At 57.5% G+C, this 24,112-nt stretch carries 18 protein-coding genes and 1 tRNA gene; 9 read left to right on the forward strand and 10 right to left on the reverse strand.

Annotated features, from left to right (window positions below):
• Nucleotides 1-9: 9 nt before the first annotated feature.
• A complete protein-coding gene (recQ, locus tag ACJ77P_RS12890; protein ID WP_408999430.1) occupies nucleotides 10-1,872 on the forward strand; it encodes a DNA helicase RecQ in 1,863 nt (620 codons plus the stop codon).
• On the opposite strand, the gene ACJ77P_RS12895 is transcribed toward recQ, so the two are convergent.
• On the reverse strand, nucleotides 1,863-2,210 hold the full coding sequence (locus ACJ77P_RS12895) for a DMT family protein (RefSeq protein ID WP_408998465.1): 348 nt from the start codon (nucleotides 2,208-2,210) through the stop codon (nucleotides 1,863-1,865). The two genes, recQ and ACJ77P_RS12895, sit on opposite strands and share 10 nt — an antisense overlap.
• Nucleotides 2,211-2,502: 292 nt before the next feature.
• Between ACJ77P_RS12895 and ACJ77P_RS12900 the strand changes: the two genes are divergently transcribed.
• Together ACJ77P_RS12900 and ACJ77P_RS12905 are read left to right on the forward strand one after the other, a co-directional pair.
• Nucleotides 2,503-3,768: an MFS transporter gene (locus ACJ77P_RS12900; RefSeq protein WP_408998466.1), complete on the forward strand. Its 1,266-nt coding sequence runs from the start codon at nucleotides 2,503-2,505 to the stop codon at nucleotides 3,766-3,768.
• 5 nt (nucleotides 3,769-3,773) lie between these two features.
• Nucleotides 3,774-4,757: a zinc dependent phospholipase C family protein gene (locus ACJ77P_RS12905; RefSeq protein WP_408998467.1), complete on the forward strand. Its 984-nt coding sequence runs from the start codon at nucleotides 3,774-3,776 to the stop codon at nucleotides 4,755-4,757.
• Nucleotides 4,758-4,878: 121 nt separating this feature from the next.
• Here the strand turns inward: ACJ77P_RS12905 and ACJ77P_RS12910 are convergent, their stop codons facing one another.
• Genes ACJ77P_RS12910 through ACJ77P_RS12925 form a run of 4 tightly spaced genes read right to left on the reverse strand, consistent with a single transcriptional unit; the run spans nucleotide 4,879 to nucleotide 9,972 of the window.
• A complete protein-coding gene (locus ACJ77P_RS12910; protein WP_367359357.1) occupies nucleotides 4,879-5,940 on the reverse strand; it encodes an alcohol dehydrogenase in 1,062 nt (353 codons plus the stop codon).
• Between the two features lie 6 nt (nucleotides 5,941-5,946).
• On the reverse strand, nucleotides 5,947-8,784 hold the full coding sequence (locus ACJ77P_RS12915) for an AMP-binding protein (protein ID WP_408998468.1): 2,838 nt from the start codon (nucleotides 8,782-8,784) through the stop codon (nucleotides 5,947-5,949).
• 21 nt (nucleotides 8,785-8,805) lie between these two features.
• Entirely contained in the window at nucleotides 8,806-8,979 is a 174-nt protein-coding gene (locus tag ACJ77P_RS12920) for a hypothetical protein (protein ID WP_367359359.1), read from the reverse strand.
• Between the two features lie 57 nt (nucleotides 8,980-9,036).
• Entirely contained in the window at nucleotides 9,037-9,972 is a 936-nt protein-coding gene (locus ACJ77P_RS12925; RefSeq protein WP_367359360.1) for a DUF475 domain-containing protein, read from the reverse strand.
• Nucleotides 9,973-10,294: 322 nt separating this feature from the next.
• On the opposite strand from ACJ77P_RS12925, the gene ACJ77P_RS12930 reads away from it, so the two are divergent.
• Together ACJ77P_RS12930 and ACJ77P_RS12935 are read left to right on the forward strand one after the other, a co-directional pair.
• A complete protein-coding gene (locus ACJ77P_RS12930) occupies nucleotides 10,295-11,983 on the forward strand; it encodes a glutamine--tRNA ligase/YqeY domain fusion protein (RefSeq protein WP_408998469.1) in 1,689 nt (562 codons plus the stop codon).
• A 369-nt stretch (nucleotides 11,984-12,352) separates the two neighbouring features.
• The gene (locus ACJ77P_RS12935; protein ID WP_408998470.1) at nucleotides 12,353-14,359 is read left to right on the forward strand and encodes an FG-GAP repeat domain-containing protein; all 2,007 of its coding nucleotides are present in this window, start codon (nucleotides 12,353-12,355) and stop codon (nucleotides 14,357-14,359) included.
• 825 nt (nucleotides 14,360-15,184) lie between these two features.
• On the opposite strand, the gene ACJ77P_RS12940 is transcribed toward ACJ77P_RS12935, so the two are convergent.
• Nucleotides 15,185-15,982: a hypothetical protein gene (locus tag ACJ77P_RS12940; protein ID WP_408998471.1), complete on the reverse strand. Its 798-nt coding sequence runs from the start codon at nucleotides 15,980-15,982 to the stop codon at nucleotides 15,185-15,187.
• A gap of 163 nt (nucleotides 15,983-16,145) precedes the next feature.
• Between ACJ77P_RS12940 and ACJ77P_RS12945 the strand changes: the two genes are divergently transcribed.
• A complete protein-coding gene (locus ACJ77P_RS12945; RefSeq protein ID WP_408998472.1) occupies nucleotides 16,146-16,373 on the forward strand; it encodes a hypothetical protein in 228 nt (75 codons plus the stop codon).
• A gap of 99 nt (nucleotides 16,374-16,472) precedes the next feature.
• On the opposite strand, the gene ACJ77P_RS12950 is transcribed toward ACJ77P_RS12945, so the two are convergent.
• A tRNA-Gln gene (locus ACJ77P_RS12950) sits at nucleotides 16,473-16,546 on the reverse strand.
• 138 nt (nucleotides 16,547-16,684) lie between these two features.
• Here ACJ77P_RS12950 and ACJ77P_RS12955 point away from each other — a divergent pair.
• From ACJ77P_RS12955 to ACJ77P_RS12965, 3 genes are all read left to right on the forward strand, one after another.
• Nucleotides 16,685-17,380, forward strand: a complete 696-nt coding sequence (locus ACJ77P_RS12955) for an alpha/beta family hydrolase (protein WP_408998473.1) — start codon at nucleotides 16,685-16,687, stop codon at nucleotides 17,378-17,380.
• A gap of 312 nt (nucleotides 17,381-17,692) precedes the next feature.
• Nucleotides 17,693-18,721 carry an NF038122 family metalloprotease gene (locus ACJ77P_RS12960; protein ID WP_367359366.1) on the forward strand — a complete coding sequence of 343 codons (1,029 nt, stop codon included), beginning with the start codon at nucleotides 17,693-17,695 and terminating at the stop codon, nucleotides 18,719-18,721.
• A gap of 102 nt (nucleotides 18,722-18,823) precedes the next feature.
• Nucleotides 18,824-19,564, forward strand: coding sequence for a hypothetical protein (locus ACJ77P_RS12965; protein ID WP_408998474.1), 741 nt, complete (start codon nucleotides 18,824-18,826; stop codon nucleotides 19,562-19,564).
• Between the two features lie 7 nt (nucleotides 19,565-19,571).
• Here ACJ77P_RS12965 and ACJ77P_RS12970 read toward each other — a convergent pair whose 3' ends face one another.
• From ACJ77P_RS12970 to ACJ77P_RS12980, 3 genes are all read right to left on the reverse strand, one after another.
• Nucleotides 19,572-20,585 (reverse strand): NAD(P)-dependent alcohol dehydrogenase, encoded by a 1,014-nt coding sequence (locus ACJ77P_RS12970; RefSeq protein WP_408998475.1) that lies wholly within the window; start codon nucleotides 20,583-20,585, stop codon nucleotides 19,572-19,574.
• 113 nt (nucleotides 20,586-20,698) lie between these two features.
• Nucleotides 20,699-23,086, reverse strand: a complete 2,388-nt coding sequence (locus ACJ77P_RS12975) for an SAM-dependent methyltransferase (RefSeq protein WP_408999431.1) — start codon at nucleotides 23,084-23,086, stop codon at nucleotides 20,699-20,701.
• Nucleotides 23,086-23,814, reverse strand: coding sequence for a protein-L-isoaspartate(D-aspartate) O-methyltransferase (locus ACJ77P_RS12980; protein ID WP_408998476.1), 729 nt, complete (start codon nucleotides 23,812-23,814; stop codon nucleotides 23,086-23,088). The genes ACJ77P_RS12975 and ACJ77P_RS12980 overlap by 1 nt, the downstream gene beginning before the upstream one ends.
• Nucleotides 23,815-24,112 lie beyond the last annotated feature (298 nt).

Below are 24,112 nucleotides of genomic sequence, written 5' to 3' on the forward strand. Positions count from 1 at the left end.
GACAGAAAAATTTTTTCCCTTAGAACCCCACTTGAAAGTCTGAAAAAAATCTTCGGGTACGACGCCTTCCGGCTTTCCCAGCAGGAGATCATCGAAGGGCTGATCAGCGGCGAGGACGCCTTTGTCCTGATGCCAACGGGCGGAGGCAAATCCCTGTGCTACCAGATCCCGGCCCTGCACCGTCCGGGGGTGGGGATTGTCGTTTCGCCCCTGATTTCCCTGATGAAGGATCAGGTTGACAGCCTCAAGGCCCACGGCGTAAAGGCGGCCTTTTACAATTCCTCCCTCAACAGTTCGGAAGCGCGAAAGGTGCTGGCCCGCCTTCATAGCAGCGACCTGGATCTGCTGTACATCGCCCCGGAGCGCCTGATGAGCGGTGAGTTTCTCGAACGGCTCGCCGGCATTCCCATCGCCCTGTTCGCCATTGACGAGGCGCACTGCATTTCCCAGTGGGGCCATGACTTCCGCCCCGAATACCGGCAATTGGGGCGGCTGCGCGGCGTCTTCCCCGGCATCCCCTTGATCGCCCTGACGGCCACGGCTGAAGCGCACACCCGCACAGACATCCTGGACCGCCTGGGCCTCCGGAGTGCCCGGTGCTATGTCTCGGGATTCGACCGACCCAATATCCGCTATACGGTCCTGGAAAAGCAAAAGCCTTTCGCCCAGTTGACCACCTTTATCCAGCCCCGCTACAGAGAATCCGGTATCGTGTACTGCCTGAGCCGTCAGCGGGTGGAAAAGGTGGCCGGGCAGCTCCGCGAAGCCGGTTTCCGGGCGGCCCCCTACCACGCCGGACTCTCGGCAGGGGAACGGAAAAACGTGCAGGAGGATTTTCTCCGGGACGACATCCGGATCATCGTCGCCACCGTAGCCTTCGGCATGGGAATCGACAAATCCAATATCCGCTATGTGGTTCACTACGACATCCCGAAAAACATCGAGAGCTACTATCAGGAAACGGGGCGCGCCGGACGCGACGGCCTGGCAGCGGAAGCCCTGCTTCTTTTCGGCTATGGCGACATCGCCGTGGCCCGGAGTCTGATCGAGAATACGAAAAATCCTGAGCGGAAGAGGATCGAGCTGCACAAGCTCAATTCCATGGTGAGCTATGCCGAGGCTCTGAGCTGCCGCCGACGCATCCTGCTGGGTTATTTCGGTGATCACCTCGCGGAAGATTGCGGCAATTGCGACATCTGCCTCCATCCGCCACAACTGGTCGATGTGACGGAGGACGCCCGCAAGGCCCTGTCCTGCGTTTACCGGGTGGGGCAGCGGTTCGGCATGGGGCACGTCATCGACGTACTGCGCGGCTCCCAGAAGGAGCGACTTCTGGAGCTGGGCCACCACCGGCTGTCAACTTACGGGATCGGCCGGGACAAGAGCCAGCAGTACTGGGGAAGCCTCCTTCACCACCTGGTTCACAACGGCTTTCTGGAACAGGACGTGGGCAATTATTCGATCCTCAGGCTCACGGATTCCGCCCGCCCCATCCTGCGCGGCGAACAGCCTCTGACCATGGCCGCACCGAGAGTCAGAGCGGACACCGTTTCCGCGAAAGAAAAGAGCAAGGCCGGCCGCGGGAAGGGTCCGGAAACGCCTGACGCCTACGGGGCGCTTTTCGAAACCCTGCGCGCCCTGCGCAAAAGGCTGGCCGACAAGGCCGGCGTACCTCCCTACGTCATTTTCAGCGATACCTCCCTGGCTCAAATGGCCGCATTCCGGCCCACGGATACGGAGGCGTTCCAGAACATCCACGGTGTCGGAGCCCACAAGCTGGAGCGCTATGGCCCGGATTTCCTGGAAGAAATCCGCCGCTTCATCAGCACCCGCCTTGAAGGCGCGGCGAAGAGGGATCCGGTTCAAGCGTGAGGCAGCCCGCCCCGGAACATGAAATAGACGGCCCCGACAAGACAGAAGGCGGCCCAGAGATAGTCCCATTTCAAGGGCTGTTTCATGATGAAAAAGGCGAAGCCGGCAAAAACCGTCATGGTAATGACTTCCTGGATGACCTTCAACTGACCGAGATCGTAATGGCGAAAGCCGATCCGGTTGGCGGGAACCTGCAGAATATACTCGAAAAAGGCGATGCCCCAGCTCAGGACGATCACCAGAAGCAGCGGCTTGCCGTTCATGTACTTGAGATGACCATACCAGGCGAACGTCATGAACAGGTTGGAAAGAAACAGCAGCGAAATGGTTTCCAGCATAAGGAAATGTCAACCTCCTCTATTCTTCACGAACAATATAAATCGCTGAACGCCTGAAACAGATGGAAGCCCTCTGTCTGTCCCGGTGTTTTCCCATAAATTGCGACGGCCTATAACACAATTTATGGGAAAAAACATTCCTCAAGAGCCTCCCGGACATTTTTTTCCTGCACGGTTTATGGCGTTGCCGTGCAATCCCCATTCCCTTCACAAAAGAGTTCCGCTCACCTGCAAAACGTGATAGACGTTGAAGGATGTTGACTGAGATGAGACTCCAAGGAAGCCGAATGAGATGACCCGGGAAGAAAAAAGTTGGATACTCTACGATGTGGCCAATTCGGCCTTCATTCTGACGATTTCCACGGCCATTATGCCCATTTTTTTTAAAAATGTGGCAGCCCGGGGAGTGGAAAATGCCGTCTCCACGGCAAACTGGGGGATGGCCAACGCCTTTGCCTCCCTGCTGGTGGCGCTGCTCGCCCCTCTGCTGGGGACGCTGGCCGATTACCAGGGCTGGAAGAAGCGATTTTTCCTTGGATTCCTCTTCCTAGGCGTGATCTTCACGCTGCTGCTCACCCTGCCCGGCGAAGGCGATCAGGTGCTGTGCCTCCTGCTTTATGTGACGGCCTATATCGGCTTTGCGGGGGCCAACATCTTCTATGACGCCTTCCTCGTCGACGTCACTCCCGACTCGAAAATGGACTGGATTTCCTCCAACGGCTTCGCCTGGGGATACCTCGGCAGCACCGTCCCCTTTGTCCTGGCCATGATCCTGATTCAGAAGCCCTCCCTCGCCGGGCTCGATTCCCCGCTGCAGGCCACCCGCATCTCCTTTGTCCTCACGGCCCTCTGGTGGCTGATCTTCTCCCTGCCCATGATCCGGAATGTCCATCAGCACCATTTTATTCCACCTTCGGCGCAGCCTCTGCGCGGCAGTTTCCGCCGCCTCATGGCCACCTTCCAGGAAATCCGACAGTACAGGCTGGCGTTTCTCTTTCTGCTTGCCTATTTTTTCTACATCGACGGCGTGGACACCATCATCCGCATGGCGACCGCCTATGGCGTGGACATCGGAATGACGACGTCCCAGCTGCTGACCCTCATCCTGGTTATCCAGATTCTCGCCTTTCCCTTCGCCCTGCTCTACGGGAAGCTGGCCGTGCTTCTGGGAACAAAGCCCATGCTCTATGTGGGACTGGGGGTGTATCTGATCATCGTGCTCATCGCCTTCTACCTTCCCGAACTGCCCACGGCGTCAAAAAAAATCTTTTTCTATTGGATGCTGGCCGTTCTCATCGCCAGCTCCCAGGGCGGCCTTCAGGCTCTCAGCCGCTCCTATTTCGGCCGCCTCATCCCCAAGGAAAAGTCTGCTGAATTTTTCGGATTTTATAACATTTTCGGAAAATTCGCGGCGATTCTCGGACCCCTGCTGATGGCGCTGGCCAGTCGGATGACCGGCCAATCCCGGTACGGGATACTGAGCCTCGCTGTTCTTTTTGTTCTTGGCGGCCTGATCCTGTTGAGGATTCCCATGTCTGCCGCCGCGTCGGAGGAGTAAGAGTCATGCCCAAGGAAGCAGCACACTGGATACTGGCGGAGCAGACCTGGCAGGCTATGCCTGACGGGCTTTTGAAAACGGAGATCCAGGAAAACAAAGCCCTCTATTATCTGGGCTCTGTTGTCTTCGATACACCCTATTATGCCTTGACCGGGCAGAACCGGTCCAACCTGATCGCGGCGGCGAACAGGCTTCACGGCTACAGGGTTTCCAGCCCCTTTAACCCCTTCGGGCCGCTGGCAAAAAGTTCCGAAACATTGCCGGAGGGATACCGGCCTTTTCTGGCGGGCGCCATGACCCATGTGGCCGTGGATTCGGTCTTTCACCCCCTCATCTTCCACTTCAGCGGCAACGACAAGGATGTTCCATCGATCCAGGCCTCCCGCGCCGCGACCCGCCATCGCCGCCTTGAATCGGCGCTGGATCTCCACCTGTTAAGTCGCAACGGCAACGCTTCATTTCGAAACCTGCGCCTCATCGACCTGTACCGAAACCACGAAAACGAGGAAAGCGCCTTTCTGAAGCTGCTGAACCTGCTGTATTTCGGAAAGATCCTGGCCGCCAACTCCTCTTTGAAACTGACATTCTGGCAGCATGCCCTGATTCACAACATCATCCAGCAGAGGCGCGTCCACCAGTTCCTCGGCCTCTTCGACATCCTGGCTCCCCGCCAGGCCCGCCGGATCGAGCCGGTCGAAGCCCTCTTCTACGCTACCTGCCAGGAATCCGATCCCCGGTTCTTCCAGTCCACTCTCACCTACCGCCATCCGGTGACGGGAGAGGAGCAGGCCGACTCCGTCAGCTCACTCCAGGAGCGGGCTATTGCCTTCGCCCTGGAATGCCTGGAGCGGTTTGACGACACCAGAACCCAGGCCGAGTTGAAAAAGAGCCTGGCAGGAATGGTGTCCCCTTCGCTGTACTCCGGGTTGCCCCCCGACCCGGGCCGGGCAATGTCCTTTTTCGACATCCTCCATACCCTGGATCTCTGATTCCCCTCCGCGCCCACGAACAATAGCCGGGCGGCAAAAGGCCGGAAGGGCGCAGCCCGATGCCGGGGAAACGGCGCTGAGAGCGACATGCGCCCCGGAAGAGAGCGGCAGAGCGGGATTTTTACGGTTCCCAGGGTGTGATCAGCACTTTCAGGCAGCCCGCCGTCCGGTTGGCGAACAGTTCGTAACCCTTCAGAATTTCATTCAAGGGAACGGAATGGGTGCACAGGAAGCGGGTATCGATTTTCCCCTCTTCGATGAGTTCGATCAGCCTGGGCAGACGATCGACCGGCGCGACGCCCCAGCTCAAGGTGATATTGGTGCCCCAGGCCTCATCCAGGGGAAGGAGGAGCGGCTTTTCATAAATGCCGACGGTTGATATTCCGCCTCCGCAACGAAGGGCGGAAAAGGCGATGTCAAAGGTCATCTGCCGTCCCGCACACTCGATGGTCCTGTCCGCACCGAACCCGTCGGTAAGCTCCCGGATGGCTTCAACAACATTTGCTTCCGCTGGATTGAGAGCCAGATCCGCCACACCGGCTTTCATGGCCGCATCCAGCCGGGACGGCGACGTGTCTACGGCGATGATCCTTGACGGTCCCCACAACCGGGCGGATGCCATGGCGCAGAGTCCGACGGGACCGGCCCCCACCACGGCCACCGTTTCAGCGGGCTCGATGCGGGCCAGCTCCGCCGCGAAGTAACCTGCGGACAGAACATCGCCGCAGAAGAGGACATCCCCGGGGGACAGGGATTCCGGAAATTTGAAGCAGTAGGCGTCGGCGTCCGGCAAGCGGGCGTATTCCGCCTGGCAGCCTCCCGGTCCGCGCATTCCGAAGGTCCCGCAACCGGCCTTCAGGCAGCGGGCGTAAAGGCCCTGCCGGCAGTACCGGCATTCGCCGCAGCAGGCGAAGCAGGAGACCACGACCCGGTCTCCGACTTTCAGCTTTTTTACCGCGGGACCCGTTTCCACGATTTCAGCGCAGAACTCGTGGCCCACAATGAGCGGATAGCGGACCCCGGGGATCCCCCCCCGTACAAGGGCCAGGTCGCTCCCGGAAATCGTCGTCAGAAGGACCCTGCCGATCGCATCCCCGGGTTCGAGAATTTCAGGAACCGGAACATCCTCCAGGCCATAGGAATCCGGCCCCCGGCACACCATCGCTTTCATGGACCCTGCCATTGCTGTTCACCTCCCATTTTCCGAAATTTCGAACGGCTGGAGATCCGACTCGCCGCAGTGCCGCAGGATATGGGCGCGAGCGGCATCGCGCAGCGCAACGGCGGCCGCGAAGGCATCCCGGGCATCCGCCGCCGGCACCAGGGGATCGCCGACCGAAACGCGGATCGCGCCGCGCCGCGGTCGCCACTGGCCGTCGCGCAGCACAAACCGGGTGCCGGATATCGCCACCGGAACGACCGGCGTCCCTGTATTGGCCGCCACAAGGAAGGCCCCCATTCGGAAGGGCTGCAAGCCGGCCACCCGGGTAAATGTGCCCTCGGGGAAGAAGACCAGCCCATGGCCTGCCCGGAGCACTTCCTCCAGGCGGCCGGCGTCCTGGACGCTCTCCGTGGCTGTAAAGCGCTCAACGAAATGGGCGCCCAGGTGCTGGAGATAAAGGCGGGCCAGGAACCCTTCGCCCAGTTCCCGCTTGGCGACAAAGACAAAGTGCTCCGGAAGCGCCGCCAGCAGGACGATCCCGTCGATGTAACTGGCGTGGTTGGCCACCAGAACGCAGGGCGACCCTTTTGGCAGCTGCTCCAGCCCGCTCACCGAAAAGGGCGTACCGGTGAGCCGGATCAGCAGCAGCGCCCCTGCCCGGCCGACGGACCAGGCCGTTGACGGGCGCTGCGTCATGGCCGTGGCCAGCCAGACAGCCGGCATGACCATATAGAACACCGACCAGGCCCAGGCGGAAAATAAAACCTCCCCTGCCCTGGCAGTCCAGCGCTGCAGCTGGGGAACCAAGGCGCCTGCCGCAAGGCGGGCCATCTGCCGCCGTCCGGTCCGCTTGCGCCCATCCGCCAATCCCGCCTCGAAAAGGTCACGATTGGCGGCACGCCGCAGTTTGCCGCTGGAGGTCTTGAGAACGGTCCCGGGAGGGACGATCACAAGTTCGTCAGCCGGTTCGCCGAGCGCTTCAAAGATGGCAGCATGGATCTCCCCGCGCAGACGCTCCAGTTCAGCCGGATCGCTCCGGCGGGTTTCGGCGATCACAACGAGCCGCTCCGTACCCGAAGCCGGGTCGGGACTGCCGAACGCCACGACGCAGCCCTTTCTCACCCCGGGTATCTCGCCGACGATCTCCTCCAGTTCCTGAGGATAGATGTTGCGCCCGCCCCGGATGATGATGTCCTTGGCGCGGCCCGTGAGGAAAACCTCTCCACCGGCGATGTAACCGCGATCGCCGCTGTCCAGCCAGCCGCCGTGAAAGAGCTGGGACGTGGCCTGTGGATTGTTGAAATAGCCGCGCGTCGACGACGGCCCCCGGAACTCTATCCGCCCCTCCTGGCGCTCGGCCAGCTCGTGACCGGACGCATCGAGAATGCGCAGTTCGTGGCCGGGAAGCGGCCGGCCGCAGGAGACAAAGCACAGCGGCGAGGCCTCCTCCGACAAAGCGCGTACCGCCCGTCCGGTGCGCGAAAAGGTTTCCCGCTGGACGCAGTCGATGACCGGACCGCGGCCCGGCGGCGGGAACGCCAGCCCGACGGAATTCTCGGCCAGCCCATAGACCGGCGTGAGGGCTTCGGTTCGAAAGCCGAACGGAGCGAAACGCCGCCGAAAGCGCGTCAGCGTTTCCGGCAGGACGGCCTCCGCCCCGTTGAAAGCCAGCCGCCACGAGCTGAGATCCAGTCCGGAGAGCTCCTCTTCGCCGATCTTCTTGACACAGAGCTCATAGGCAAAATTAGGGGCCGCCGAAAGGGTGCCGCGGTACTCATGGATTGCCCGCAGCCAGCGCACCGGCCGCACGAGAAAGGCCAGGGGGGACATGACAACCAGCGGGATGCCGAAATAGAGCGTCCCCAGCCAGGCACCGATCAGCCCCATGTCATGATACAGCGGCAGCCAGCTGACGAACACGTCATCGGGCCCCACGCCCACCGCCTGCCCCATGGCGCGGACATTGGCAAGCAGATTGGCGTGGGTCAGCGCCACCCCCTTGGGATCGCCCGTGCTGCCGGAAGTGTACTGAATAAAAGCCACGTCCCGGGCCGTTACCGGCACCCGGATAAAGGAGGCGCCTGACGACCGCAATTCCTGCACACTGACCACGGAATGCAGGGAAAGGACATGAGCCTGCAGCAGCCGGGACACCGCTCGAGCTTCGGGGACCGTAACAAGCAGAACGGTCCCGGCATTGGAAAGGATCCCTACATGGCGGCGTACATGCTCTTCCACCTGGGTCAGGCGGGCGGGGGGATAAATGGGCACGGGAATGCCGCCGGCAAGGAGAATCCCCAGGTAGACGTAAAAGTACTCCGGGCAGGTCGGCAGCATGATGGCCACGGACTGCCCCGGTTCAAGCCCCCGGTTCTGCAGACCGGCGGCGATCTCCTCCGAGGCCTGCGCCAGGCTGCGTCCGGAGATCGGCTGATCTCCGCTTTCAGTGCGCGCAATGATCTGGACGCGTTCGGGCTGCCGGCGCACATGCCAGTCAAGCACCTCAAGCAACGTGTCGGCGCCGGCCGCTTCACCCTGCGCAGATTCCAGCGTCGCCAGGGAAGCGGCCAATTCCTGCTGTGCCGGTCCCCTGGCCGCCCGCCTCAAGGCCTCGAGCAGGTCACGCGGCGTCTCGGCGCGGTTGAGGATTTCCTCCGGCAGATCCACGCCGAAGGAGCGCTGGATTCGAGACAGCAATTCCACCCGCGCCAGACTGTCGAAGCCGAGATCGCGGTCCAGCAGACTGTCCAGAGAAACGCGATCCTCCTGCCCGGTTTTTCCCCGCAGTTCGCTGAACAGCCCACGGACAATGCCGAGAAGCCTGTATGCCGGGTCGGTTTCCGTTTTTGCAGGTTGCCGTTCCATATCACAAAGGATGATTCCTGGTTACTTCCGGAAGCTCTTGTCGACTTTGTCCTTGTTCAGCAGGTACACGACGATCACGACGGCGAGAAGGAGGAAAATCCACCTGGGAAATCCGGCAGGACCTCCCTGGAGAGAGCCGATGACGGCCAGCAGGAAGAAAAAGGAGGCATAGAGGACTTTATCCCATCTTTTCATGAAAAACCTCCCCCTGTTCCCGTCATTGCCCGCAACGTTCCCTGCCCCTGTCCGCACCTATCCGGGAGAGCTCCCGGCTTTCCTTGCATGCCATCTGGATTTGAGGAAAAAATAGCCGACGATGAGGAAGGTGGCCACGGGTGTAATCCACTCTTCCACATGGACCCCGAAACCGTGGGCCAGCATCACGCAGCCCAGGACAAAGACGGAGTACATGGCGCCGTTTTTCAGATAAACGTACTTTTTGATCCGGTCGACACCGTAGAACGTCAGCTGCCGGACCACGATCGCCCCGATGCCGTTTCCAAGAAGGATCAGTGGTACGGATAACGTGAAGGCGAAGGCCCCGACGACGCCATCGATGGAGAAGGTCAGGTCGATGACCTCGAGGTAGAGGACCTTCCCGATATCGGTCATATGGACGTCGCCCGACAGAATGCGAGCCTCCTGCTCTTCAGCGTAGCGTTTGAAACCGTGGACGATGAAGAAGGCCGTGGAGCCGACCACGGCCCCGAAGGCGAGCATGGGGCTCTCCTTGAGAGTGAACCAGACGATGGCCGTCAGGAAGACCGACACGACCGCATAGAACCAGGCCCCTTGCCGAGCGATGAGGACCTCCACGGGCAGGCCTATTTTCTTGGGTTCCAGAAAGATCCAGTGGCAGAAAAGAAAGATGAAGAAGACGCCTCCCCCCATGAGAAGAACGGGGGAGCTTTCCTGAATGGCCTTGAGCGCCGCCGGATCTCCGGTCAGGCTTGCCGTCAGGGCCTCCCAGGGGCCGACGCCCGGCGCCATGACCCAGACGATCAGCCAGGGAAGAACCCCTCTGACGAGGAAGACGGCGATGAGAATCCCCCAGGTCAGAAACCACCTGCGCGCTTTGGGCTGCATGGTCTGCAGCGTCTCGGCATTGATGATGGCGTTGTCGATGCTCGTGATCGATTCGAAAAGGGCAAGCCCCAGGACGATGAGAAGCGCGGAGGTTATATCCATTTCAGCCTTTCCAATTTCCCGTCATGACGGGGTCCCGTGTGATGACGCATCATTTTTATGAAGCCAGTATAAGAAAAGAACTCCGATGAAGTCAATTGCATTGTATCCGGAAGAAATTTGAAAGTTTATGCCCTTGATATATTTCCATGAATATACTAGATAACCAACCGGCATTCGACCTTGACAGAAGAGGCTTTTCCTTCGGGGCCGGGCCCGGGGCACCATGGTGTTCAAGGCGGGCGGCGCCGGAATTTCCGAAAGATGGAGGGCCTCTGTCCGGCGGTCCTGCCTGCAGAATCATCAAGGCGAAAGGAGCTGTAACATGACGCAACCGACGACTTCAAACCCGACGGATTTCATCCGGGACATCATCGACGATGACCTGCGGACCAACAAACATGAGGGACGAGTGGCCACCCGCTTCCCGCCCGAACCAAACGGCTACATCCACATCGGTCATGCCAAGTCGGTTTGCCTCAATTTCGGCATCGCCCAGCAGTACCAGGGAACCTGCAATCTCCGGATGGATGACACGGACCCCCTGGGAGAGTCCATGGAATTCGTGGAATCGATTATCCACGATGTCCGCTGGCTTGGATTCGACTGGGCAGACCGGCTCTTTTACGCCTCCGATTACTTCGAACGGCTTTATTCGTTCGCCGTCGAGCTCATCCGATCCGGAGACGCCTATGTCTGCAGCCTCACTCCCGATGAAATCCGGGAGCACCGGGGAAGCTTCACCGAGCCGGGCAGGGAAAGCCCCTATCGCAACCGGTCCGTGGAAGAGAACCTCGATCTCTTTTCCCGGATGCGGGCCGGCGAGTTTGCCGACGGCGCCCATGTTCTGCGCGCGAAGATCGACATGGCCTCGCCGAACATCGTCATGCGCGACCCCATCATCTACCGCATCAAGCGGGAGCCCCACTACCGGACGGGCACCGACTGGGTGATCTACCCCATGTACGACTTCGCCCACTGCCTCTCCGACGCCCTGGAAGGGATCACCCACTCCATCTGCACCCTGGAGTTTGAAAACAACCGTCCCCTTTACGACTGGTTCGTGGAGAAACTGATACCGGGCCCGCGTCCGAAGCAGATCGAATTCGCCCGCCTCAACCTGAGCTACACGGTGCTCAGCAAACGGCGGCTCATTGAACTGGTGAAAAACCATTTCGTCCAGGGCTGGGATGACCCCAGGATGCCGACCGTCACGGGCATGCGCCGCCGGGGCTACACCCCGGAAGCCATCCGGAACTTCTGCGCCCAGATCGGCGTGGCGAAAAATGACAACCTGATCGACATCTCCCTGCTGGAGCACTGCGTCCGGGAGGACCTCAATGCCCATGCCCCCAGGGCGCTGTGCGTTCTGAACCCCCTTCGGGTGGTGATCGACAATTATCCGGAGGACCTGGTTGAGGAGATCGAATGCCCCAACCATCCCCAGGATCCCGACATGGGAACACGGAAGCTGCCCTTCTCCAGGGAGCTTTACATCGAACAGGACGACTTTCTCGAAGACCCGCCGAAAAAATATCACCGCCTGGGTCCGGGACGGGAGGTCCGCCTCCGGAATGCCTACGTCATCCGATATGAAAGCATGGTGAAGGACGAAAAGACCGGGCAGGTCATCGAACTTCACTGCTCCTACGATCCCGGAACCCGGAATGCGCCGCCGGCTGACGGGCGCAAGGTTCAGGGGGTGATTCACTGGGTCTCGGCCCGGCATGCCGTTCCTGCCGAGGTGAGGCTGTACGACCGGCTGTTCCGGATTGAGGATCCGGGAAGCGAAGAGGACTATACGAAGCACCTGAACAGGGAATCCCTGGAAATCCTCTCCTCCTGTTATGCTGAATCCAGCCTGGGAACTACGGAGCCGGGGCTCAAATACCAGTTTGAGCGATTGGGATATTTCTGCGCCGATCCGGATACGGCGCCCGGCAAACCCGTTTTCAACCGCATTGTCCCGCTGCGGGATTCCTGGGCGAAAGCCGCCGGGGGCAGGAAGGGCTGAGAAAATAGGCCTCGCGCCATGGCATCAGCTGGAATAGATTGAAGCACCGAAGAAAAAGGTCCGTGTTGAATAACGCGGACCTTTTTTGCTTTCAGAATTCTCTCGACGGCGCCAAAGAGTTGTAAACAGCAGCCCACCAGACTGAATTCTGCAGCAATCCAGTTTATCCCAACTCTTTTTTATATTCCTTGTAAAGTTATTGCGACAAATCCCCGATATCAAACTTCGGAGACCCTGTTTCAGACAGTTTCTGAACATGCATCCGCTTTCGTGCAGATCTTCAGAAAAGGTGCCGCTCACAGGTCGAACATGGGTTTATGACAATCAAGGAACCGACAACCAGAAATACGGAAAAGGGAAGACAGGCTTATGAAGAAATGTAGACGGGTCATCGTGTTTGTGCTGCTCAGCTTTCTCGGCGCCGGCATGCTCTGGGCGGAAACAGGAGATTTCAACAAGGACGGCAGGTCCGATCTGCTGCTGAGATATGATTCCACTGGCAAGACCGTCCTGTGGTTCATGAATGCGGACGGAACACGGTCAAGCTCAAAGACCATCTTTACCGATACGAATGCCTCCGTCATTGGGATCGGAGATTTCAACAAGGACGGCATCACCGACCTGATCCGGAGAAAAGCATCGTCGGGACAGACGACTATCTGGTTCATGAACGCCGATGGAACACGCAAAAGCTACAAGATCATCTTTACGGATATGAACGCCACAGTCGTCAGGACAGGAGACTTCAACAAGGACGGCATCTGTGACCTGATCAAGAGAACAATAACATCGGGGCAGACGACCATCTGGTTCATGAACGCCGATGGAACACGCAAAAGCTACAAGATCATCTTTACGGATAAGGACACGGCAATCGTCGGAACCGGAGACTTCAACAAGGACGGCATCTGTGACCTGATCGTGAAAAAGGCATCATCAGGACAGACGGCCATCTGGTTCATGAACGCCGATGGAACGCGGAAAAGCGACAAGATCATCTTTACGGATGTGAACACGGCAATCGTCGGAACCGGGGACTTCAACAAGGACGGCGTCTGTGACCTGATCCGGAGAAAAACATCGTCAGGACAGGCAGCTATCTGGTTCATGAACGCCGATGGAACACGCAAAAGCTACAAGGTCATCTTTACGGATACGAACACCACGGTCGTCGGAACAGGGGATTTCGACAACGACGGCATCACCGACCTGATCGTGAGAAAGATAGCATCGGGGCAGACGGCTGTCTGGCTCATGAACGCCGATGGAAGTCGGAGGAGTTACAAGACCAGCTTTACCAATACAAATTTGATCGTAGCTCCGACACGCGGTTTCGGTGTCTGGAGTCGATTGGGCAATGGTTTAGAAAGCAATGTAAATTCATTCGTATCTTATGCCGGAAAGCTGTACGCGGCGAGTTATGGTGTTGCAGAATGGAATGGGACGACCTGGACGGACAAGTCGAGTGGATTGCACGCCCTGTTTGGTTCAGGTGACGTATATGCCCTGGCGAACTTCAATAATGTCCTTTTTTCAGGCGGCGACTTCACCGTATATACACCGGAGAGCAACTGGTACAACAATGCGGCCAGGTTCAGCAGCGGAAGCTGGACAACCTGCGGCAGCGGAACGGGCAATGACGGCAGCGGAATGTCCGGCTATGTCAATTCCATGATTGTGTACAACGGGCAGCTTTACGCAGGCGGCAGCTTTGCCACGGCGGGCGGCGCTCCACTCTACGAGAGAGACGCTGCCTATATCGCCAGATTTGACGGAACGGAATGGCACCCCGTCGGTGGAGGAATGAATGCAAACGTAACCGACATGGTGATCTACAACGGGGAGTTGGTCGTGTCGGGTTTCTTCACTCGAGCGGCCTACCTGACTTCAAAGGGAACTGAAAATCCGGGGAGCATATCTGCAAATTATATCGCCAGGTGGAATGGAACGAGCTGGAGTCCGCTGGGCAGCGGGATGAACGGGAAGGTCACCGCATTAGCCGTTCACAATGGAATGTTGTATGCCGGCGGCTCCTTTACTACGGCCGGTGGTGTTCCAGCAGCAAGCATTGCGAAATGGAATGGAACCAGCTGGTCTTCCGTCGGCAGCGGGATCAGCGGCGGCGGACAGATCTATACGCTGGCATCCTACAATAACGAACTGTATGCGGGAGGCACATTTACTGCCGGCGGGGGAAACGCAGGGAATCACATCATGAGCTGGGACGGCGTGAATTGGAAAAGTGTGGGTTCGGGAACGGACGGCAACGTCATATTCCTTTTTCCATATGGTCCCGACTTGATGGTCGGCGGTTCTTTTTCAACCGCAGGTGGTTATTCGGCGCAGAATGTTGCGAAATATTTCATCACGCATTAGGCGAGGCTGTGCGATCCAAAGGAGCGGGACAGATTCTCAACGATGGGGATGCCCGGAATACGGTTGCCCTTCCCCAGAGAGCCGGAAAAAAGAAAGAGAATTGCGGCAGGAATGAGAGCGGTCGGAACGAAAATGCCGTTTTTCAGGCAGAAGGACATCCGGCGGGCGAAAAAGACCGGTGATGAATATATTTTCCGGATCGGCTACATGTTGTGGCACGACCGTTGAATACACCTAAGTCAAGATAAATACAGGGCAAAATCAGGCTGTACGGCCCAGGAGCAGATCATGAACTTGATGTATATTCTATGGTTTTTTATCGGGGCGTTGTCCATGTATGTCGTGATCGGCGTTTTGGTCGTTGTCCGAAAGGCTAAGCGAACCGATCCCAAAGGCGACGTTCCCTGAACACACGGTCCCGGCAATCGGAGAGAAAGCCGTTCCCCTCATGGCCCCGTGGAGCAGCTGCAGGCATAGGAATGGCGGCAGCCCGAGACCGAAAAACACTATTTCAGGCTTCCGCGCGCAGATAACGTCATATAAAAAGGGCTAGCGATAAACGTCTAGCCCTTTTTGTTGTTTGGCTGGGGAAACAGGATTCGAACCTATATTCACGGAGTCAGAGTATTCCCCTTGGCATTTCTGCAACTCCGCAAAATTACTTCAACTAATCAATATCACTTAATAATAAGCCACGAAATCTTGGGAACGTTTGGGAAGAAAAAAACCTATTTCTCCCGATTTTCTTTAGCGAAATTTTAGCGAGAAAGAAAGTTTTCCTAAATTTTCCTAATCTTAATTTTAACAACAGACACTCTCTAATAATTAATCTTTCACTGGATTGTTAATCCAATATTCTTGTTCCTCTTTTAAGACATTGTTGAAATTAAGAACAAGCCATTTGCTAATCTCTTTTGCATCATTTGATGTTTGGCTGTATGCGTCATTATATCCTATGTCTACTTTTGATAGCATATCGTGATATATTACGGATACCATCGCCGTAAGCCAAAACCACATTTCGAGTATCTTTATACATAAATCGCACGCCAACCATAAATTTGGTTTCCCTATAGCACCAAGTACAAACTGATTTCCTTCGCCTAAAAAGCGACGTGGTATCAATTCACGGTTTGGATGTGATCCTAGACAATAGAAGTTGTAAAGTTTTTTCATATCCTCTTTTGATTCACCAAGGGGATGTTTATCTAACTCTTTTCTGACTTCAGCATTCTTTATTTCTTTCCCGCTATGCCATTTATTAGCAAAAGATTTGTTTATCGCGCATAAATTAAGTAACGTAATTGATTCATAAGCTCTTCTTACGACAGGAAATGCAACATTTATTTTTGCTCCCATTATTAGATCCCGAGATTCATACAGGCAATCAAATACATCAGCCATCAAGTCTCTAAGGACTATGTCTTGCGTATCCTTTGGTTTTGCATTTCCAAGTATAATGGTTAGCCGAGAAATAAGAAGGCCATATCTATCTGTGATGTCAATAAAAGGAAGAAACATTTGATTCATTTCCTTTGCTCTGGTATCGGAAAATTTATGCAAAGATTCATAGTGATTTTTAGCATCCAGCGGATCAAAAGCAAAACTTTCATTTTCCGACATTTTAACCTCCACCTTCCAGTTATCCACATTGACAAATTTGGCATATACGCTAAAATGATAATATATTCAATGCAATAATTAACCTGAGCATACAAAATCCGTGAGTTGCCTTGCTTTCCGCTCAGGTTCGTAAGAAACAATCACGGTTTTTGTATAAAAAAGTATGAACAATCTTCAACAATGCCATTGCTGTGGTGGATATTTCCCCGATGAGGCTATGGCTGATTGGACTATCTGTTTCCATTGCAAAAAGAAACAAATGGAAGAAATTTATGAAGAGGAAGTCTTTATTGATAGTTTGGGGATATGTTGGACACGCGATGATATTGAACAAGCAGGTGGTATAGAAGAGATTAGCAAAATGGCATCTGAGGCGGATGCCAGGAAATAATAATGCCACGGATTTTTTCTCCGTGACCAAAACTTTAGCCATTCTTTAGCGAGAAAACGAAAAAGGGTTACACATAACGTGTAACCCTTTGATTTTATTTGGCTGGGGAAACAGGATTCGAACCTATATTCACGGAGTCAGAGTCCGTTGTCCTACCATTGAACGATTCCCCAGTATGGACCGCATAAAAGATCGCAGACTTGATTTCTTATTTGTGATATCTGAAGTCTGCCTTCAAGCGGGACGAATATAATGTGATTGATTTTCTATGTCAACCAAATTTTCTTCAAAAAAATATCTGGAGGGCTTCCATGAAAAGACGGAAAGTGACCATCCCACTGGCGGGAGGCGAAATTCTATCGGCCGTTCTTGCCCTGCCGACGGCAGGGCAAAAGGGTGTGGGAGTGATCACGGCGCACGGAGCCGGAAACGATATGGAGCATCCGCTTCTGGTCGCCTTCTCGGACGGCCTGGCCGAGGCGGGTTATCCGACGATGCGCTTCAATTTTCCCTATAAGGAGAAGGGGCGAAAGACGCCGGACCGGCCTGAAAAGCTGGAAGAGGCCTGGGAGGCGGCCTGCCGTTACTTCTCGGAGGATTCGGGCGTTGAGCTGACCCGCATCATCGCCGCAGGAAAGTCCATGGGCGGACGGGTGGCATCAACGATGGTTTCCGGTCAGAAGCTGCCCGTAGAGGGGCTGATTTTTCTCGGTTATCCCCTGCACCCGGCAGGCGACCTTTCAAAGCTCCGAGACGCCCACCTGTACCGGATCGAAATTCCAATGCTCTTTTTCGCCGGAACAAAAGATCGGCTTTGCGCCCTGGAGACGCTTCAGATGGTCCTGGCCAAACTGAAAGCCCCCTGGAATCTGGATGTCATTGAGGGCGGCGACCATTCCTTCCACATTCCCAAGTCCATGGGAATTCCAGAATCGGATGTCTACGCCCGAATTCTGGAAACGACCGTGCAATGGCTGGAGAAAACCCTTGGGGCATGCTGTTCGTAGGCAAAGAGAAGATGGATTAATCCTAAACCTTACCAACGCATCCATCCCTTATCTCATATTAAGAATTTTGAAACACGAAAATAAGGTTGCCTTATCTTTTCAAATTTTTTAACTTTCTATTGTATTTCCGTCTATTTCTTTTAACCGGCATTGGAATCCATCGAAATGCTCCAAAAGAGGATGAAACTGTCTAACGGCAAGGGGGTGAGACGGCGTTCGTTACCTAACGAATTCAGTCGCTTTAACGGGGATGGTGTCCTTGTTTTTTTATGATTCGTTCAACCTAGAGCTGGATTAGACAGGGGGTATCTTATGAAACGATTATCGAGGAGTTTTCTTTGGGCATGTTTGATATGCCTGTGTTTTGCGGGAAGCGGTTATGCGACGAACATCGTCATCAATCCGGGAGCCACACTGGCGGGCAATGCAGCGGCGTTGAGCTCATTTCAGCGCGCCGCCGATTCCTGGGGCAAGCAGCTAGCCGATCCGATCACGGTAACGATCAACGCCGATATGGCCGCCTTGGGCACCGGTGTCCTGGGAACAACAAATGCGGTGACATTGTCCTGGGGATACAACAATGTGCGGAACCTGATGGTGGCGGACGCCGCCGATGAAGCAGGCAACGGCATCGTTTCCTATCTCCCGACCGCATCACAGCTCAGCGTCAATCTGCCATCCGGTTTCAGCCTGAGTTCGGACATGTCCACGACCAAGGCAAACCTCAAGGCAATGGGCTATGAGGGTCTGGACGGCATGTTTGGAGCAAGCGACGCCGACATCACCTTCAGCACCAATTTTAATTTTGACTTTGACAATTCAGATGGCGTCAGCGCCGGCTCTTATGACTTTGAAACCGTTGCCGCCCACGAAATCGGTCATGTCCTCGGCTTCATCTCCGCCGTTGATGTCGTCGATTACTACCTGTCGATCGGGGAAACGGCTGAAATTTCACTTTATGCGCTGGACCTCTTCCGTTTTGGCGCCGGCACTCCCACCGACGAGGCGTCATTTACGACGGGAGTCCGCTCGCTTCTTACCGGCGGAGAATCCTACTTCTGTGATGTCGATAACAAGTGGTCCCTCTCAACGGGAAGATATACGGGAGATGGACAGCAGGCGAGCCATTGGAAGGCTGATGAAAAGACGGGCGTCTATATCGGCCTCATGGACCCCACGCTGGCTTCCGCGACCGTTCAGGATATAACCGGCGCCGACCTCCGCGCCTTTGATGTCATCGGATGGGATGTAACCCCGGTCCCGCTTCCCCCCGCAATGATCCTTTTCGGGTCCGGCTTGGTTGCTGTTTTTGCAGGCGCCCGCCGCAGAAGGAAAGTTTAGGCGGAGGCGAAAAGGCATCTTAACGCACCGAAACAGGAAAGGCCGCCCACGGGTGGCCTTCTTTATTTACAACAACCAGCGGTCCAAGTGGAGGATCTGGCAATGCCGGCGCTGTTGATGGCAATCCTGATGGTCGGGCAATTGACCGGCATCGGCCTGGACTGGAATCAAGGGGTCTTCGTTCAGGAATACTGGCAAGCCGGCAAGCCGCATTATGCAATCGCGAATTCCGGGAACGCGGCGGCCAGCATTTCCGTCTACGAAGCGCAAACGGGAAAAAAGCTCGCCGGCCCCTGGAACATCGCTCCAAAGAGGGTGATTTCAGCCGATGCCGCCAAGCTTCAGGAACAGGGTCTCCTGGAGTTCAGGCTCGGATCGGGGATGCCGCTCGGACTGCTGGACGCTCCGCGGGCACCGGCAGGCCCCTCCATGGAATCGGGGAAGATTGTCACCACCGGAGGGCTCAACGGTTCGGGGGGCAGGCAAAATGAACTGTGGTTTGAGCAGGGCTCACGGGCATTCAAGCCGGAAAGCATGGTCACGCTGGAGCTTGTGGTCCGGCCGGGCATCGGGAAAATCCTCTATTCCAGGGATAAATTAACGGAATTGGACGTCACGTGCGAAACCCTGCCCGTTAAATCCAGCACGGAAACGTTCATCATCGACACGGACCATCCTGCGCAGAGCCGGATGCACCACCGCATTTATCTGCGGTTTAAAACCCCGAAAACCGATCAACCCATGATCATGGTTGTGGACGGATGGCGCTGGATTGTCGTGGGCAAGAATGGTCACGGGCTGACACGAGGAATCATCGTTGATCCTTCATCGGGCCGTCCCTGACGACCGTCTAGCCGAAGTCGGCATCCAGCACAATGCGGTAACGCGCCTTTCCGGAACTCAAGTGTTCAAGCGCTTCGTTTATGCGGCTCATGGGGAAGCGCTCGATCCTGGGTGAAATGTTGTGGCGCGCAGCGAAATCCAGCATCTCCGCAATGGCGCTCGGGGGGCCGGTGGGCGATCCGGAGACGCATTTCTCCGCCGCAATCAGGGTTGTGGCCTTAACGAGCATCGGCTCCAGCACCATGCCGACGACATGAAACCGCCCTTTCGGAGCCAGTGTCGCCATCAGCGCCTTCCAGTCCAGCGGCACGTTGGCCGTATAGAGGATCAGATCGAGCGACCTGGCGATGGCTTTCATAGCGCTGGAATCGCGCGAGTCGATCACGCGGTGCGCGCCGAAGGCCCTGGCGTCCTCATGCTTCGAATCGCTCGAGGTGAACGCGGTCACGTCACACCCATAGGCGCCGGCGAACTTCAGGGCCATGTGACCGAGGCCGCCGATGCCCACGACGCCTACGCGCCGGGTCGGGACGGCATAGTTGAGCAGCGGGTAAAACACGGTGATGCCTCCGCAGAGCAGCGGACCGGCCGCACGGCTGTCGAGACCGTCCGGCAACGGGAAAACCCAGGTCCAGTGGGCGCGCATCTGCTCGGCAAAGCCGCCGTGATGGCCGACAATTGTCGGCTGCACGCTGGAACACAGGTGCTGGTCTCCGGATTGGCATAGACGGCATTGGTTACAGCTCCCGGAGTTCCAGCCCACCCCCACGCGCCGGCCGACGCTCAGGCCTTTTGCCTGCTCACCGAGAGCGACAACCCGCCCCACAACCTCATGGCCGGCGACACAGGGGTAAATTCCGTTTCCCCATTCATTGGTCAGCACGGAGAGATCGGAATGGCAGATGCCGCAGTGCTCGACGGCAATCTCGACCTCCTCCGGCGCAAGGGGACCGGGATCGAACGAATAAGCTTCCAGGGGTTTTCCGGCCGCAGGGGCGGCCCATGCACGAATCTGGCTCATAACGCCTCCTCTGAAAAAATCAGCCCATCAACGTCATCGGCAGCACAAAGCCCGAAAAAGCCGGGCATTCCGAGCCTTGTGCCCTGCAACACCTCGCTGCACCATGACCTTTATCATGGGAATTTCCTCTCTGCAACAGCGGCCGCGGCGTAAATCAGGACGGCCAGAAAAACCACAGCGGCAAAGCCCAGGTGAACCGCCAGGAGGGTGGCGAGAACGGCGCCCACCACGGAGGCGAAGCCGTTGATCGCCCAGGCCCAGGGAATGGCCTCTTCGCGTCCGTGCGCCAGCCGCGACATCCCCGTGGGGAACGGAACGCCCATGCACATCGCCAGGGGCGCAACCAGCAGCACGGACAGAACGATCTTCGCCGCATCGGACCAGTGGATCAACGCCGAAAAGAGCGGCGGCAGGATGGCGAGATAGAGAAGCGCCAGGGCCGCCATCGCCAGAATCGCCAGGGGGACCTTCCCCGCCGCCTGGGAGCGGCCGGCCAGCCAGCCTCCAAGGCCGGCGAAAACCAGGAAGGCGCACAACGTGACCGCCAGGGCGTACAGGGGGTGCGCCAGGAACAGCGTGAACTTCTGGATGAAGGCGATCTCCACGAAGATGAAGGCAAAGCCGATGCTCAGAAAATACAGGGCCACCGGTGCGCCCGGAAGGGTTTTCCGGCAGCGGGACAGACCGAGCGGCAACAGGATCAGCAGTGCGCTTGCCAGCAGTGCCTGGAGCAGAGTCGCCACCAGCAGCGGGTAGCTCCAGTCGAGCAGCGGCATACCGCCCTGCTCCCGAAGCGCGAAGAGCTCCCCTGCGGCCCTCCATTTGAAGAAGCGGAAGAAGTAGGGCCGGTCATCGGTTGCCGGCTCGATGTAGAACTTGTACGAATCGATAAATGCCCGGCGCGACGGGCCCAGAAGCGCCACGGCCCCTTCGAAGAAATACGGCCGGGCCAGCTGGTTGCAGCGGTTCGCCTCTTCGGCCTCCATCCCGGGAAACCAGACGGGATCGAAAGAACGCGACCGGCAGAACTCCCTGATGGCCGAGATTTCCCCTGCGGAAAAAGCGCCGTTTTTCACCAGCAGCGTGACGGTCTTCCAGCCGCGGATCATGACCAGCCGATCCGCGGGATCGGGAACGCCGCTCTTCTCCAGGGCGGACACCGCCGTGGCAAAGAGCTTCAGCGCATCGCGCGGCGGCAGTGAAAGCCAGCGGGTGACGGCCAGCACTCCACCCGGCGCAAGGCGCTTCAGGCAGGCTTGAAAGGCCTCCACCGAATAGAGATAGCTTTCGCTCAGGCCATACAGTCCGGCGGACGCCGTTCCGAAGGAATCCAGCAGCGCCACCTGGATCAGGTCATACCGCTTCCGGCCGGCGTTGACGAAGCCGCGCGCCTCGGCTTCATGCACCGTCACGCCCGGCAGATGATACAGGCTGCCGGCATAATCCCGGAAGCGCCCGCGGACCAGGCCGATGACGTTGCGGTCCAGCTCGACCGCTTCAATCGAGGCGCTTCCGCAATACAGGGCCTGAAGCACATCGCTCCCCGCACCGGCTCCCAGCACCAGAACGCGCGGCCGTTCCAGGAGGGCGTAGGGGAGCGCCGAGGTGAGCTGATCGAGATACTCCAGTGGCGCGAGCCTTCCATCAAACCGAGTCAGTGCAGAGGGGCCGTTTCCGTCCACAAACACTCCCAGTTGGGGCGGAGGTTCTACCGTTGCATTGAGGCTCATCCCCGGCGCATACCGCAGCGGCACACGGAGATTTTCCACGACCGTAACCTGTCCCAGGGGACTGCTCCGCTCCTCGACGACCCGCGCCCCGAAGACGTTGAGCATCTGGCTCAGATCCTTGTAGGGGGAAAGACCGACCGGCAAGGGAGGCACCGCCGCGGCTGCCAGGACCGCGAAACAGGAGAACAGCACCGCCAGCCACTTCTGCCGCATCCTCAATTCGACGACGGCGACGGCGGCCGCCAGGAAGGCCAGCGCCGTCAGGAGGGCCAGAATCCGGGGAGGCGGTACGACGAACATCACGCCAATGACGCCCAGGCTGCCGACGCCTGCGCCCAGGATGTCGAAGGCATAGATCCGGGAAGCCTGCTTGCCGGAAAGGGCAAAAACGAGGCCGACTCCCAGACCACCAAAGAAGAAGGGCAGCATCAGCAGCAGATAGACGGCAAGCAGACGGAACGGCTGGCTTGGGTCCCACAGCAGTTCAAGGGGGTTGAAGGGGACCTGCTGTGCCAGGAGAAACGCCGAAGGCATCAGCACGGCCATCGCCGCAGCGGCTCCGACGTAGGCCGCCCCGAAGCGCCGGACGAGCCTCCCCTTCAGCAGCGTCAGGGCGGTTCCGCTGGCCCCGTAGCCCAGCATCGCAGCGCTGATGATCATGTAGGCGAAGTGGTGCCACAGCGCAATGCTGAACAGGCGCGTCAACAGGACTTCGTAGGCAAGGACGCAGGCGGAAAGAATTCCGATGGCGAAAAGCGGAGGGCGCGTCATCACGGATGACCGCCGGTAAGGGGAACAAAGCGCACCGGCAGGATCTGGCGGCTTGTGATGGACCCATCCTGCTTTTTCTCAACCAGCATCAGCGACTGGGTCAGAAACTGCGTGCCCAGGGGGATGACCATGCGTCCGCCCCGCTTCAGCTGCCGGATCAGCGGCGGAGGCACATGGCTGGCGGCTGCCGTCACCATGATGGAATCGAACGGCGCCGCTTCCGGCCAGCCGTAGTATCCGTCGCCCACTTTTGCTTTCACGTTGCGGCAGCCGAGCGCCTTCAGCCTGGCATCCGCCTCCCTGCCCAGCGCCTCGATGATTTCAATGCTATACACAGAACCCGCCAGCTCGGCAAGAATCGCTGCCTGGTAGCCGGAGCCGGTTCCGATCTCAAGCACCCTGTCGCCGGGCTTGACCTTCATCAGGTCGGTCATCAGCGCCACGATGTAAGGCTGCGAGATGGTCTGTCCATGCCCGATCGGAAGGGGGCGGTTGAGGTAGGCAAGGGGGACCAGTCCGGACGGCACAAAGCGATGGCGCTCCACTTTCTCCATCGCCTTGATGACGGAAGGGCTGATCGCCGAACTTCCGACGTAAAGGGCGGTCACGGCCGCATCGGCCATCACCTCCCTCACCATCTTTTTTCGCTCAGCCTCGAATTCGCCGCCCTGAGCCGGAAAGGCGCCGCAGAAAAAAAGGAGCGCAGCCGCAAAAAGGAAGAGCTTCATCGTTTCCCCCTTGAATCCTGTTCACCCCGCTTCATCAGGAGTCGACATGGCCCGCGGAAATAGAAAAGTCCGCTACAGGAAGTCCCTTTTCCCCAACCCAGTATAACCGGGCCGGATCTGCACGATCAAGGGGAAATCACTTCCGAACCGGCTGTTTACCTTTCATGCAGCGTAAAGATCCTTGATGGCAAGGCAATTGCAAAGCAATTTAGTGCCCTTATCAACTACGGATGAAACCTGAGTGCGATTTCAACTGTTCTGCTGCAGGATCACGTCCGCTTTGGACAACCGTTTCTTA

Origin of the sequence: Syntrophus buswellii (assembly GCF_046097065.1) — a bacterium.
GTDB lineage: Bacteria > Desulfobacterota > Syntrophia > Syntrophales > Syntrophaceae > Syntrophus > Syntrophus buswellii.

Excerpts from the sequence above, each read along its gene's own strand:
- ACJ77P_RS12895 (WP_408998465.1), bottom strand. The coding sequence starts at position 2,210 with ATGCTGGAAACCATTTCGCTGCTGTTTCTTTCCAACCTGTTCATGACG.
- ACJ77P_RS12940 (WP_408998471.1), bottom strand. The coding sequence starts at position 15,982 with ATGTCGGAAAATGAAAGTTTTGCTTTTGATCCGCTGGATGCTAAAAAT.
- ACJ77P_RS12955 (WP_408998473.1), top strand. The coding sequence starts at position 16,685 with ATGAAAAGACGGAAAGTGACCATCCCACTGGCGGGAGGCGAAATTCTA.
- ACJ77P_RS12975 (WP_408999431.1), bottom strand. The coding sequence starts at position 23,086 with ATGACGCGCCCTCCGCTTTTCGCCATCGGAATTCTTTCCGCCTGCGTC.
- ACJ77P_RS12915 (WP_408998468.1), bottom strand. The coding sequence starts at position 8,784 with ATGGAACGGCAACCTGCAAAAACGGAAACCGACCCGGCATACAGGCTT.
- ACJ77P_RS12935 (WP_408998470.1), top strand. The coding sequence starts at position 12,353 with ATGAAGAAATGTAGACGGGTCATCGTGTTTGTGCTGCTCAGCTTTCTC.
- ACJ77P_RS12925 (WP_367359360.1), bottom strand. The coding sequence starts at position 9,972 with ATGGATATAACCTCCGCGCTTCTCATCGTCCTGGGGCTTGCCCTTTTC.
- ACJ77P_RS12970 (WP_408998475.1), bottom strand. The coding sequence starts at position 20,585 with ATGAGCCAGATTCGTGCATGGGCCGCCCCTGCGGCCGGAAAACCCCTG.
- ACJ77P_RS12980 (WP_408998476.1), bottom strand. The coding sequence starts at position 23,814 with ATGAAGCTCTTCCTTTTTGCGGCTGCGCTCCTTTTTTTCTGCGGCGCC.
- ACJ77P_RS12945 (WP_408998472.1), top strand. The coding sequence starts at position 16,146 with ATGAACAATCTTCAACAATGCCATTGCTGTGGTGGATATTTCCCCGAT.
- ACJ77P_RS12920 (WP_367359359.1), bottom strand. The coding sequence starts at position 8,979 with ATGAAAAGATGGGATAAAGTCCTCTATGCCTCCTTTTTCTTCCTGCTG.
- ACJ77P_RS12910 (WP_367359357.1), bottom strand. The coding sequence starts at position 5,940 with ATGGCAGGGTCCATGAAAGCGATGGTGTGCCGGGGGCCGGATTCCTAT.
- ACJ77P_RS12965 (WP_408998474.1), top strand. The coding sequence starts at position 18,824 with ATGCCGGCGCTGTTGATGGCAATCCTGATGGTCGGGCAATTGACCGGC.
- ACJ77P_RS12905 (WP_408998467.1), top strand. The coding sequence starts at position 3,774 with ATGCCCAAGGAAGCAGCACACTGGATACTGGCGGAGCAGACCTGGCAG.
- ACJ77P_RS12960 (WP_367359366.1), top strand. The coding sequence starts at position 17,693 with ATGAAACGATTATCGAGGAGTTTTCTTTGGGCATGTTTGATATGCCTG.
- ACJ77P_RS12930 (WP_408998469.1), top strand. The coding sequence starts at position 10,295 with ATGACGCAACCGACGACTTCAAACCCGACGGATTTCATCCGGGACATC.
- ACJ77P_RS12900 (WP_408998466.1), top strand. The coding sequence starts at position 2,503 with ATGACCCGGGAAGAAAAAAGTTGGATACTCTACGATGTGGCCAATTCG.